The 11,197-nt window shown below is 69.4% G+C and carries 12 protein-coding genes; 7 read left to right on the top strand and 5 right to left on the bottom strand.

Annotated elements, in window-relative coordinates:
• Both NBRGI_RS41745 and NBRGI_RS41740 read left to right on the top strand, forming a co-directional pair.
• The coding region (locus NBRGI_RS41745; RefSeq protein WP_029903641.1) for a sensor histidine kinase at nucleotides 1–1,076 on the top strand (1,076 nt) is incomplete at its 5' end.
• Complete coding sequence (locus tag NBRGI_RS41740; protein WP_029903639.1) at nucleotides 1,073–1,720, top strand: response regulator; 648 nt, start codon at nucleotides 1,073–1,075, stop codon at nucleotides 1,718–1,720. The genes NBRGI_RS41745 and NBRGI_RS41740, both read left to right, overlap by 4 nt.
• 2 nt (nucleotides 1,721–1,722) lie before the next feature.
• Here NBRGI_RS41740 and NBRGI_RS41735 read toward each other — a convergent pair whose 3' ends face one another.
• On the bottom strand, nucleotides 1,723–2,043 hold the full coding sequence (locus NBRGI_RS41735) for a DUF952 domain-containing protein (RefSeq protein WP_148311161.1): 321 nt from the start codon (nucleotides 2,041–2,043) through the stop codon (nucleotides 1,723–1,725).
• 311 nt (nucleotides 2,044–2,354) lie between these two features.
• Here NBRGI_RS41735 and NBRGI_RS49505 point away from each other — a divergent pair, with 311 nt between their 5' ends.
• A complete protein-coding gene (locus NBRGI_RS49505; protein WP_029903635.1) occupies nucleotides 2,355–2,549 on the top strand; it encodes a DUF7455 domain-containing protein in 195 nt (64 codons plus the stop codon).
• A gap of 92 nt (nucleotides 2,550–2,641) precedes the next feature.
• On the opposite strand, the gene NBRGI_RS41725 is transcribed toward NBRGI_RS49505, so the two are convergent.
• Nucleotides 2,642–3,397: a TetR/AcrR family transcriptional regulator gene (locus tag NBRGI_RS41725; RefSeq protein WP_029903633.1), complete on the bottom strand. Its 756-nt coding sequence runs from the start codon at nucleotides 3,395–3,397 to the stop codon at nucleotides 2,642–2,644.
• A gap of 118 nt (nucleotides 3,398–3,515) precedes the next feature.
• Here NBRGI_RS41725 and NBRGI_RS41720 point away from each other — a divergent pair, with 118 nt between their 5' ends.
• Together NBRGI_RS41720 and NBRGI_RS41715 are read left to right on the top strand one after the other, a co-directional pair.
• Nucleotides 3,516–5,354 (top strand): DEAD/DEAH box helicase, encoded by a 1,839-nt coding sequence (locus NBRGI_RS41720; RefSeq protein ID WP_029903631.1) that lies wholly within the window; start codon nucleotides 3,516–3,518, stop codon nucleotides 5,352–5,354.
• Nucleotides 5,354–5,914, top strand: a complete 561-nt coding sequence (locus NBRGI_RS41715; RefSeq protein WP_029903629.1) for an SWIM zinc finger family protein — start codon at nucleotides 5,354–5,356, stop codon at nucleotides 5,912–5,914. The genes NBRGI_RS41720 and NBRGI_RS41715 overlap by 1 nt, the downstream gene beginning before the upstream one ends.
• 414 nt (nucleotides 5,915–6,328) lie before the next feature.
• On the opposite strand, the gene NBRGI_RS41710 is transcribed toward NBRGI_RS41715, so the two are convergent.
• Nucleotides 6,329–6,898, bottom strand: coding sequence for a class I SAM-dependent methyltransferase (locus NBRGI_RS41710; protein ID WP_029903626.1), 570 nt, complete (start codon nucleotides 6,896–6,898; stop codon nucleotides 6,329–6,331).
• 55 nt (nucleotides 6,899–6,953) lie between these two features.
• On the opposite strand from NBRGI_RS41710, the gene NBRGI_RS41705 reads away from it, so the two are divergent.
• Nucleotides 6,954–7,721: an AraC family transcriptional regulator gene (locus NBRGI_RS41705; RefSeq protein ID WP_148311160.1), complete on the top strand. Its 768-nt coding sequence runs from the start codon at nucleotides 6,954–6,956 to the stop codon at nucleotides 7,719–7,721.
• Here NBRGI_RS41705 and NBRGI_RS41700 read toward each other — a convergent pair whose 3' ends face one another.
• The gene (locus NBRGI_RS41700) at nucleotides 7,722–8,462 is read right to left on the bottom strand and encodes an SDR family NAD(P)-dependent oxidoreductase (protein WP_029903623.1); all 741 of its coding nucleotides are present in this window, start codon (nucleotides 8,460–8,462) and stop codon (nucleotides 7,722–7,724) included. It abuts the gene before it with no gap.
• Between the two features lie 102 nt (nucleotides 8,463–8,564).
• Between NBRGI_RS41700 and NBRGI_RS41695 the strand changes: the two genes are divergently transcribed.
• Nucleotides 8,565–9,197 (top strand): TetR/AcrR family transcriptional regulator, encoded by a 633-nt coding sequence (locus tag NBRGI_RS41695; protein ID WP_029903621.1) that lies wholly within the window; start codon nucleotides 8,565–8,567, stop codon nucleotides 9,195–9,197.
• A 64-nt stretch (nucleotides 9,198–9,261) separates the two neighbouring features.
• Here the strand turns inward: NBRGI_RS41695 and NBRGI_RS41690 are convergent, their stop codons facing one another.
• Entirely contained in the window at nucleotides 9,262–11,115 is a 1,854-nt protein-coding gene (locus NBRGI_RS41690; protein ID WP_370466265.1) for a DEAD/DEAH box helicase, read from the bottom strand.
• Nucleotides 11,116–11,197 lie beyond the last annotated feature (82 nt).

Genomic DNA, 11,197 nt, shown 5'->3' with positions numbered 1-11,197 from the left:
CGGTCCCGTTTCCGGTCCGGCTCGCGATCCTCGCTCCGCTGTGCCTGCTGACGATGGCGCGGCGCCGAATGCCGGTGCCCGCGATGCTCGTCGGGCTGATCCCGCTGAGTATCGATATCTGGATCGGCCCCTCGGTGCCGGTGTGGCTGATCTACGGCGACCTGATGTACGCGGCGGTGCTGTACTCCGCGAAACGCACGTCGCGCTGGGTGATCATCGGCTGGGCCACGTTCTCGGTGCTGCTGGTGCTCGTCACCGCCGTCGTCGCGCACGACCTGCGGGCCATCTCGCTGGCGCTGCTGGTGGTGCTCGCGTTCATCGCCACGCCGCTGTGGTGGGCCAATTCGGTGCGCACGCACAAAGACATCGCCGCGGCCGAACGGGCCCGGGCGCAGGCGCTGACCCTGGTGGCCGAACTCGACCGCCGTGCGGCCATCGCCGACGAGCGCACCACCATGGCCCGCGACCTGCACGACGTGATCGCCGGCCATCTCTCGGCCATCGCGATCCAATCCGAGGCCGCGCTCGGGGTGCTGGCCCGCAAGCAGCCCGACGCCGCGGTCACCGGGATCATGCAGTCCATCCGCACCAACAGCGTCAGCGCCCTGCAGGAGATGCGGACGATGATCGGCCTGCTGCGCAGCGACGGGGAGGGCGAGGACGAGGTGGCGGCGCCGCGGCGGCTCGCACAGTTGTCCATCCTGGTCGATGCCGCCCGCGCGGCCGGAATCGCGGTGCGGGTCAACGAAACCCTCGACGACACCGAACTGCCGAGCGCGGTCGATCAGGCCGCGTACCGCATCATCCAGGAGGCTTTGACCAACGCCATGAAACACGCACCGGGACAAGGGGTCGACATCGATGTGAGTGCGCGGGACGGAGAACTGCGGGTGGCGGTTCGCAATCCGGTACCGGCGATCACGGTGCGGCACAGCGAGAACGGCGACCCGCATCGCGGCTTGATCAACATGCGCGAGCGCGCCGCGGCGCTGGGCGGCAGTTTCACGGCCGGATCGAGCGCAGGCACCTGGGAAGTGCAAGCGACCCTGCCGGTTTCGATCGCGAGCGCGTCATGACGATCCGCGTGCTGATCGCCGACGACCACGCCGCCATCCGCGCGGGACTGCGGATGATCCTGGACGCCGAGGACGATATCGAGGTGGTCGGCGAGGCCGCCGACGGTGACGTCGCGGTATCGCAGGCCAAGGCGCTGCGCCCGCACGTCGTGCTGATGGACGTGCGCATGCCCGGGGTGGACGGCATCACCGCGACCGAGCGGGTGACCGCCGACGGGCTCGCCAAGGTGCTGATCCTGACCACATTCGACCTGGACGAGTACGTCTTCCGGACGCTGCGGGCCGGCGCGTCGGGGTTCGTGCTCAAGTCGTCGTCGGGGCAGGCGCTGATCGATGCCGTCCGCACCGTGGCCGCGGGCGACGGCGTGCTCGCCCCCGAGGTGACCCGGGCGGTGATCTCGGCGTTCGCCGCGGTGAATCCCGATGCGACGCAACCGGAGCCGGACGGGCTCGCCGACCTCACCGAACGCGAGCGCGAGGTGCTCGACTGCCTGGGCGACGGACTGTCCAACGCGCAGATCGCGGGCAAGCTGTTCATCGGCGAGACGACGGTGAAGACCCACGTCTCCCGGGTGCTGACGAAACTCGGTGTGCGGTCACGGGTTCAGGCCGCCATCGTGGCGCGCGAGGTTCGCGACCGTTAGCCTCACTTCGCCAGTGGCGCGAACGAGCCGTCGGGGCCGGGCTGGAACTCCTCGACCGCGACGACCGCACCGGTCGGCAGCGGACCGTACAGGTGCGGGAAAAGCATCGACTCGGGGTCGGTGGGCACGCCGGGTTCCCACTTCACCGGTGCACCCAGACGGGCCGGATCGAGCCGTAAAAGCACCAGGTCGCGGCGGCCCGCGAAGAGCCGGTTGGCCGGCAGATGCGCCTGCTCCGGCGCCGACAGATGGATGAACCCGACCTCTTCGAGCGACGGAGCCCGATACTCACCGGTTTGCCGGGCGGAAAGCCACTCGCTCAAAGTACATATGTGAACGAGCGTGTGAGTGTCATGGGTCACGGGTAATCTCCCGGTAGACAACTGGATCGGCCTGTTCGAGGTGGTGACCACACTGAGTTCGAAGCGTGACCTGGAATGTTCGCCCGTAGCGAAATCCCTGGTCGTGTTATCGAAAACACACCGAATCACTCACGGGAACAAAGCCCCCGTCCCGAACGTCTGACAGAGTAGTCATACCACTGCTGGGAAGTAGCGGTAGCGAGCCCGCGGAGTGACCACGGGCCCCACACCAGGCGAACGGTCTGTGAACCGGGAGCCAGGACGGAGGAGTCATGCCAGGAACCCTGACTAGCACCCCACTGACCGCGGTCGATCGTTGCGACCGCTGCGGGGCGGCAGCTCGAGTGCGCGCCGTTCTGCCCGCAGGTGGCGAGTTGCTCTTCTGCCAGCACCACGCGAACGAACACATGGATCGACTGCGTGAGTTGGAAGCCGTGATCGACACGGAGTCCGCTCCCGCGCTCTGATCAACTCCTCGCGTCCTGAGATAACAGCATCCGACAACAGAACACCGTTCGACCCGAGCGGGCGATCCACGGATCGCCCGCTCTCGGTCTGTTCAGGAGCCGATCGAGGCGGGCAGGATCCCGTCCAGCAGGCGGTTCAGGCCGTATTCGAACGCCCCGTCCGGGTCGCCGGGCGCTTCGTACAGCTCTCCGACCACCTTGCCCACCCGCGACGCCAGCGGGAACGCCTCGGGCGACATCGCGCCCGAGAGCAGCGGGCCGTGCACGTCCCACCACTGGGCGTCGGTCATCACCTGGGTTTCCCGTCGCGCGGCGACGGCCATCCTGGCATTACCCGTCGCGAACTCGGTGAGTACCGCGATCACCCGGTCCAGTTCCACCTCGGACCGGCCGATGTCGTCGATCGCCGCCAGTTGCCGCTCGAATCGCCGCATCCGCCCTGGGCCGAGCACCAGCCGCCACGGCGGCACCTCCAGCAGCCAGGGATGCGCGATCAGCTCCGCGCGGGCCTGCCGGGCGATCGCGGCCATCCGGTCGCGCAGCGGCAGCTCTAGGGCGATGGGCGCGTCCTCGTCGGCGACCGTGTCCGCCATCAGCACCGCCAGCGCGTCCTTGCTCGGTACGTAGGTATAGAGACTCATCGGCCGCAGACCCAGCTCCGCGGCGACCGCGCGGATGGATACCCTGGCGTACCCGTCCCGGTCGGCGAGTTCGATCGCGGCACGGACCACGGCGTCGACGCTGACCGTCTGTTTCGGCCCGCGGCCGCCCGGGCGCGGCGGGACCTCGCGCCGCCACAGCAGTCCGATCAGCTGTTTCGCCTGTTCGACGGTGGTTTCGTCGGCCACGGGACTCCTCGGAACAAACTCGGTACCCTGTACGTTGTTCAGATACTTCGTACACCATACGCCGAATAAGGGGTTCGTTCTGCGCAGCACACAGGCCACGTATCTACCCGACCGGCACATGTTCGCCCTGTGGACATGGACCGGCCGGGACACCGGGCCCGCACCCGAGGTCGGCGACCGGGAATCCGTCCCGCTCGCGGTCCCGACGGGACCGGACGGCACGATCGAAATCAGCGAGGTCGACTGCGCGTTGCGCGATCCTCAGACCTTCGCGGGATCGGTTATCGATGACGCAGGCGCGTCGGTGCACGCCTGGCAAGCGGCGCTGCGCGAGGAGGGGACAGGGATAGCCGCGGCTGATCCGGTACCAACCGTCGCAGCTGCGGGGAATACCGGTGTCGCGGAGGCGAAGTCGCTGCCCGATGTGGCGGACCTGATCCGTCTGCGTGCCGAGGCATTGCCGATTGCGGCGCACGCTGTGCCGGACGCGGCGGGGACGTCGGTTGTCGCTGCGGAGCGGGCGGTGCGGGTGCTGCGTGAAACGCAAGGGGTGGCGGCCGAATTGGCGGTCGCGTTGAAAGCGGAGCTGCGGCCCTATCAGGTGCGCGGGGTGAGCTGGTTGCGGGAAACCGTCGCGGCGCACGGCGGGGCTGTGCTGGCCGACGAGATGGGGCTCGGAAAGACCGTGCAGACCATCGGTTTCCTGCACGGGCGGGCCGCGAACGGGCCGCAGCTCGTGGTGTGCCCCACCTCGCTGGTGGGCAACTGGGCGCACGAGATCGACCGGTTCGCGCCGGGACTGCGCGTAACCGTCTGGCGGGGAGGCGAGATCGCGGCCGAGGCCGGGACGGTCGTCGTCGCGGGATATCCGACCCTGCGGTTGCACGGACACCTGCTCGGCGAGCATCGCTGGGCGACCACGGTTTTCGACGAGGCGCAGGCCCTGAAGAATCCGCGCACCCAACTCGCCAAGGCCGCACGCACGCTCGACGCCGAGGTGCGCGTCGCGCTGACCGGCACGCCGGTGGAGAACCACCTGGAAGAGCTGTGGGCGCTGCTGAATCTGGTGGCGCCCAGACTGTTCGGGCATCGCACCCAGTTCCGGCGCCGGTTCGTCCGGCCGATCCAGGAGGGCTCGGCGAGCGCCGCGGCCCGGCTGCGCGACGCCATCGAGCCCGTCGTGCTCGCGCGGAAAAAGGCGCAGGTGGCCGCGTCGCTACCGGCCAAGATCCACACCGACCTGCTGTGCGACCTCACCGGCGAGCAGGAGAGCCTGTACGACAAGTTGCTCGATCGCGCCATCGACGACGGCTTCGGCTCCGGGGCCCAGCGCCAGAGCCGAGTCCTCGCGGCACTCACGGCACTCAAACAGGTCTGCAACCATCCGGGGCTGGTCACCGGCGAGCTGACCGAGCTGGCCGGCCGCTCCGGCAAGCTCGACCTGTGCGCCGATATCGTCGCCAACAACCTCGAATTGGGCGCTCCCACCCTGATTTTCACCCAGTACCGGCAAACCGGAGAACTGCTCGTGCGCCACCTCGCCGAACAGTTCGAGGTCGCGGCGCCGTTCTTCCACGGCGGACTGGACCAGGCCGAGCGCGCCGCGATCGTCGACGGTTTCCAGGCCGCGGACGGACCGCCCGTGCTCGTGCTGAGCCTGCGCGCGGCGGGCACCGGCCTCACCCTGACCCGCGCCGCCGACGTCATCCACTTCGACCGCTGGTGGAATCCGGCCGTCGAGGCACAGGCCTCCGATCGCGCCCATCGCATCGGCCAGACCCGCACGGTCACCGTCACCACGCTGACCTCGACCACCACTGTCGAAGAACACATCGCCCGGATGCACGATCGCAAGTCCGCGCTCTCGGACCTCGGCGATTCCGCCGGCATCGCCGCGCTGGCCCGGCTCGACGACGACCAGCTGATCGAAATCCTGCGCCGGAAACGGGGGAACTGATGGCGGACAACGAATTCGGCTACACCCTGTGGGGCATGGACTGGGTCCGGCTCGCCGAACCGCTACGGCAGACCCGGCCCGACCCACTGCTCCCCCGTGCTCGCAGCATCGCCCGCAACCACGGTATCCAGGCCACCGTCGAGGGCCGCGTCGTCCGCGCGACCCTGCACCGGGGCAGCGAGGCTTCGGTGCTCCATCTGGAGGTCGCGCCGCTGCCGCGCACGGCGGTCACCGCCATCAACGCGGTCATCCCCGACACCACCGTCCTCACCGACGACATGCACCGCGCCGCCAAGGCCGCGGGCATCGCCGTCGCGCCGGTGCTGGCCGGAACGGACTGCTCCTGCAAGGCGCGGTCCGCCCGCTGCCTGCACATCCTCGCCCTGTACTACGACATGGCACGACGGGTCGACGAGAATCCACGCCTGGCACTGGAACTCCAGGGCTATTTCCAAGCGGCCCCGGAGCAGGACACACCGGCCGCTGTCGAGGCACCCCGCTGGGCACCGATCAACACACTCGACCCCGCGGACTACTTCAGCGCGCCAGCCGTGCACTGACGGACTCGTTGCGGCAGCCTCGCACCAGTTCCGGCTTCCCGCACCCGCTTTGGTCGGCGGGTGCGGGGAAGCCAGTGGCGGCGCGGAACGCCAGAGGCGGTGCAGGTACGCGCATCCGGCGTGCGGGCAGGTTGCCCGGTCTCGGTGTCCGACGACAGTCCGACGGCGCCCGAGACCCACCGCCACCCCTTCCGGCACGCCAGAAGGGGTGAAGGCAGGGGGCGGGCGAGACGGCCGACCAGCGAGGGCGGACGGGAGCGCCTCTCACGGACGGTGGCGGTCCGACCGAGGTGCGCACGCCGGCACCCTCCTCTGCGGCGTGCGCACCTCTCCTGAGCGCCCGATCTCACTGTCCTGGTGACGGATTCGGCTCGGATCGGATCCGCCGATGGCGTCCGGACAGTGTCGGGGCGGTCAGGCGGGGCGGCGGGCACGGAAGCGGAAGCTTCCCTGCCCGATTTCGATTTCCACGTCGGTGAAGCCGATGCGGGTGAGGCGGTCGGCGGCATGCTCGGGCGGCACCGGCACGCACGTGTCGCCCAGGTGGATGAGCCGGAACAGCCAGCCGTCCAGGCCGTCACTGCCCGCGAACACCCCGCCGGGACGCAGCACCCGCAGCGCGTCGGCGAACACCAGGTCCTGCTGCCGTGCGGTCGGCACGTGGTGCAGCATGGTGAAGCAGACGACCGAGTCGAATTGCTCTGCGGCGAAGGGCATCTCGGCGCCGTCGCCCTGCACCACGGTCATCGCCGACCCGTGCCGGGTGCGCAACCGCGCGGCCAGTTCCGGGTCGATCTCGACCCCGGTGAGCGAACCCGTGCGAGCGCGCAGCGCCCCCACGTTCGCGCCGTAGCCGGGCCCGATCTCGAGCGCACGGTCACCGAGCTCGAGGCCGTGCAGCGCCCACGGCACGAGCTTGGTCGCGCTGGTCCGTTCCCACCGCGCAGAGCGGCACAGCGCCCGATGGAGCAGGTTCATCGCCATAGCCACGAGATTAGGAGCGGACAGCGATGACCACTACCGGCTACGGTGACATACTGTGTCGCTGAACGGCCATCCCCGCCTCCAGCCGGTGCCACCCGGTCCGACGGCGATGGTGTTCGGCGTCGGGCTGCTGCCCGCCGGCTTCTGGTTCGCGACGCACGAGCATCCGCAGCACCAGATCGCCTGGGCCGCACGCGGAGTCATCGCCGTCGAGGTGGGCGACGCCCGCTGGGTGCTGCCGCCCACCCGGGCACTGTGGATCCCCGGCGGCATCCGGCATCGGACCGGGACCGCGGACGGTGCCGAAATGCGCGGCATCTACCTCGAACCCGGCCGCTGCCCCGTCACGTTCACGACGCCGACCATGCTCCGCGTCACCCGGCTGCTGCACGAGCTGTTCGACCACCTCACAGCACCCGGAACCGCCGCCGCCCGACGCGAGCGAGCGGAGGCGGTGGTCTTCGATCTGCTGAGCCCGGTCGACGTCGTCCCGATCACGCTCCAGCCCCCGACCGATCCGCGTGCCAAGCAGGTGGCCGACGCGCTGACCCGCGATCCCGCCGACGACCGGACCTTGGCGGCGTTCGCCGCGGCCGTCGCCACCAGCCCCCGCACCCTGGCGCGGCTGTTCCTCGCGGAAACCGGAATCACCTTCGGCCACTGGCGAACTCAGGTCCGCCTCGCCGCCTCCCTGCCACTGCTGGCGGCGGGCCTGCCGATCGCCCGCATCGCGGGCCGCGTCGGCTACGCCACCCCGAGTGCCTACGTCGCGGCGTTCCGCCGTGCCGTCGGCGTCTCCCCCGGCCGTTATTTCACCGGTTGATCACGCGTTGGTGCCACCGTCGATGGTGAAGATCGCGCCGGTGACGCTGCGACCGGTGTCCCCCGCGAGGAACGCGACCATCGCCGCCATGTCCTCCGGCGCCGCGAAGTGGCCCAGCGCCGACAGCTGGACTTGCAGGTCGTAGTGCCCGCCGTCGACCGGATTCATATCCGTCACAGTCGATCCCGGCTGCAACAGGTTGACGGTGATTCCCCGCGGACCGAGTTCACGCGCGAGCGCCTTGGTGAAACCGTTCAGCGCCGACTTGCTCAGGTTGTACAGCGCGAGACCGGCGAACGGCGCATGCTCGGACAGGTTGCTGCCGACGCTGACGATCCGGCCACCGTCGCGCATGTGCGCCACCGCGGCCTGCGCGCCGACGAACGCGGCACGAGCGTGGATGTGCAGCGCGCGGTCGATCTCGTCGACGGTGAACTCCTCGAACGGTTTCGCGGGGAAGATGCCCGCGTTGTTCACCAGGATGTCCAACCGGCCGAGATCGCTCGCGGTCTGGTGCACGGCACCCACCACCTCCGCGGCGTCGGCGCTGTCCGCACGGTAGGCGACAGCCCGGCCGCTGGCTGATTCGATCTCCGCCACAACGGCTTTCGCCTGCACGTCGCGGTTCTGATAGGTGATGGCCACGGCCGCCCCGTCGGCGGCCAGCTTACGCGCGATCGCCGCCCCGATACCCCGGCTGCCGCCCGTCACCAGCGCCACCTTGCCCGTGAGACCCGACATCGCTCCTCCTATTTCTGTGTCGATCAATACATAAATAGCTAAGCGCACAGGCCCGCTCTGCGTCAAGCGGTATATTTAGTGATCGACACAGAAAGGATCGGGATGGCCGAACGGGGACGACCGCGCGCTTTCGACCGCACGGACGCGCTGCGCCGCGCCATGGAGGTGTTCTGGGAGCACGGCTACGAGGGCGCGTCGATGAACGATCTCACCACCGCGATGGGCATCAACTCACCGAGCCTGTACGCCGCGTTCGGCTGCAAAGAGGCACTGTTCCGGGAGGCCATCGACCTCTACGGGCAGACCGAAGGCGGGAACACCGAGCGGGCACTGCGCGAAGAGCCGACCGCGCGCTCCGCCATCGAAGCGATGTTGCGGGACAACGCGATCGCCTACACCGTCGAGGACAAACCGCATGGCTGCATGATCGTGCTGGCCGGCTCGACCTACACCACCCGCAACGAGTCCATTCGCGACTTCCTGGTCGAAAAACGCAGGGGCACAACCGGAGACATCCGCAAGCGACTGGATCGCGGTGTGGCGGAAGGTGATCTGGCCGCGGACACGGACACCGCCGCCCTCGCGAACTTCTACACCACGGTGCTGTACGGCCTGTCGATCCAGGCGCGCGACGGGGTCCCGCTGAAAAACCTGACCCTGGCGATCGATTGCGCGATGGCCGCGTGGCCGGCGGACTCCTCCGCAACTACTGCAGGCAGCGGGGACCAGCAATAGCGACACACCGCGCACCCGGCCGCCTGCGAGACCACACCCAGCGGCACCCGCGCCCGACAGTGCCCTACATCCGGCGCAGTGCGGCGATGCGTTCTTCCAGCTGATCGGCGGAGGCCAAAGCTGTTGGCGGGCCGCCACATTCGCGGCGCAGCTCGCCGTGGATCACGCCGTGCGGCTTGTTGGTGCGGTGGTGGTGCATGGCGACCAGACTGTTGAGCTCCCGGCGCAATTCACCCAGCCTATCCGCGGTGGCGACCCGTTCGGACGCACTCGCCACCTGCGGGCCGGGCGCGGGCGTGAAGGTCGTCTCGGCGCGGTCGGCGATCTGCTTGGACTGCCGGTCGCGCAGCAGCGCGCGCATCTGGTCGGCGTCGAGCAGCCCGGGGATGCCCAAATAGTCGGCTTCCTCGTCGCTGCCCGCGAAAGTCGCTGTGCCGAAAGAGGATCCGTCGTAGATCACCTGATCCAGCTCAGCGTCGGCGGCCAGCGCGACGAAGGACTTCTCCTCCTCGCCCGGCTCGTCCTGCTGCTTGTTCGCCTCGATCAGCAGCTCGTCTTCGAGGCCGTCCTTCTCCCGGTGCGGTTTGCCGATCACATGGTCGCGCTGCAATTCCAGCTGCGCGGCCAGGTCGAGCAGCACTGGCACCGAGGGCAGGAACACGCTCGCGGTCTCACCGGGCCGCCGGGCACGCACGAACCGGCCGATCGCCTGCGCGAAATACAGCGGGGTCGAGGCGCTCGTCGCGTACACGCCGACGGCCAGCCGCGGCACGTCGACCCCCTCGGACACCATGCGCACCGCGACCATCCACGGATCCTTGCTGGCGGCGAACTCGCCGATCCGGTCGGACGAGGACGGATCGTCGGACAGCACCAGCGCGGGCTTACTGCCCGAAATGTGTTCCAGCAGTTCGGCGTAGTCGCGCGCCCGCTCTTGGTCGGTGGCGATCACCAGGCCGCCCGCGTCCGGCATGCCGGTATTGCGCAGCTGACGCAGACGCATATCGGCGGCACGCAGCACGGCCGAGATCCAGTCGCCGGCCGGATCGAGCGCGGTGCGCCAGGCCCGCGCGGTCTGCTCGGCGTTCAGCGGCTCACCGAGGCGGGCGGTGTGCTCCTCGCCGGCGCTGTCGCGCCAGTGCGCGTCACCGGAATAGGCGAGGAACACCACGGGCCGCACGACGCCGTCGGCGAGCGCCTCGGAGTAGCCGTAGGCGTGATCGGCGCGCGAACGCGGGAAACCGGACTCGTCGGGCTCGTAGGTGATGAACGGGATCTGGCTGTCGTCGCTGCGGAACGGGGTACCGGTCAGCGCGAGCCTGCGGGTGGCGTCACCGAACGCCTCGGCGGTCGCCTCACCCCAGCTCTTCGCGTCGCCCGCGTGGTGGATCTCGTCGAGAATGACCAGGGTCCTGCGGTTTTCGGTGCGCACCCGGTGCCGCGACGGGTGCGAGGCGACCTGCGCGTAGGTGACCACGACACCGTGATAGTCGCCGGAAGTGCCGCCCGCCGCATTCGAGAACCGCGAGTCCAGTGCGATGCCCGCGCGGGCCGCGGACTGCGCCCACTGATGCTTGAGATGCTCGGTCGGGGCGACCACGGTGATCTGATCGACGGTGCGGTCGGCCAGCAGCTCGGCCGCGACCCGCAGCGCGAAGGTGGTCTTACCCGCGCCCGGCGTCGCCACCGCGAGGAAATCGCGCGGCTTGGACGCCAGATACTTCGTCAAAGCCCGCCGCTGCCAGGCACGCAGCGACCCGCCACTCGATGTACCGGAGCTGTTCGGTCTGCCCGAAGCCTCGGGTGTTCCCGAATCGCCCGGTGTCTCCGCTTGTCCCGCCACAGCGGCGCCACCCGACCCAGTCACGCACTCGACCCTACTGGCCCGGCACGGCGTGTTGCCAAACCGACGCGGCATGCGCGATCGGCATCACATGTTCACCAGCAGACACGCCCGAATTCACGTGTTGCCCGACGACACGTCGCCCCCGGACTGCGGT

Origin of the sequence: Nocardia brasiliensis IFM 10847, assembly GCF_000710915.1 — a bacterium.
GTDB lineage: Bacteria > Actinomycetota > Actinomycetes > Mycobacteriales > Mycobacteriaceae > Nocardia > Nocardia brasiliensis_A.
This window is presented reverse-complemented; position numbering and strand designations above follow the sequence as displayed.

Excerpts from the sequence above, each read along its gene's own strand:
- NBRGI_RS41700 (WP_029903623.1), bottom strand. The coding sequence starts at position 8,462 with ATGTCGGGTCTCACGGGCAAGGTGGCGCTGGTGACGGGCGGCAGCCGG.
- NBRGI_RS41720 (WP_029903631.1), top strand. The coding sequence starts at position 3,516 with ATGTTCGCCCTGTGGACATGGACCGGCCGGGACACCGGGCCCGCACCC.
- NBRGI_RS41695 (WP_029903621.1), top strand. The coding sequence starts at position 8,565 with ATGGCCGAACGGGGACGACCGCGCGCTTTCGACCGCACGGACGCGCTG.
- NBRGI_RS41740 (WP_029903639.1), top strand. The coding sequence starts at position 1,073 with ATGACGATCCGCGTGCTGATCGCCGACGACCACGCCGCCATCCGCGCG.
- NBRGI_RS41715 (WP_029903629.1), top strand. The coding sequence starts at position 5,354 with ATGGCGGACAACGAATTCGGCTACACCCTGTGGGGCATGGACTGGGTC.
- NBRGI_RS49505 (WP_029903635.1), top strand. The coding sequence starts at position 2,355 with ATGCCAGGAACCCTGACTAGCACCCCACTGACCGCGGTCGATCGTTGC.
- NBRGI_RS41710 (WP_029903626.1), bottom strand. The coding sequence starts at position 6,898 with ATGGCGATGAACCTGCTCCATCGGGCGCTGTGCCGCTCTGCGCGGTGG.
- NBRGI_RS41690 (WP_370466265.1), bottom strand. The coding sequence starts at position 11,115 with ATGCCGCGTCGGTTTGGCAACACGCCGTGCCGGGCCAGTAGGGTCGAG.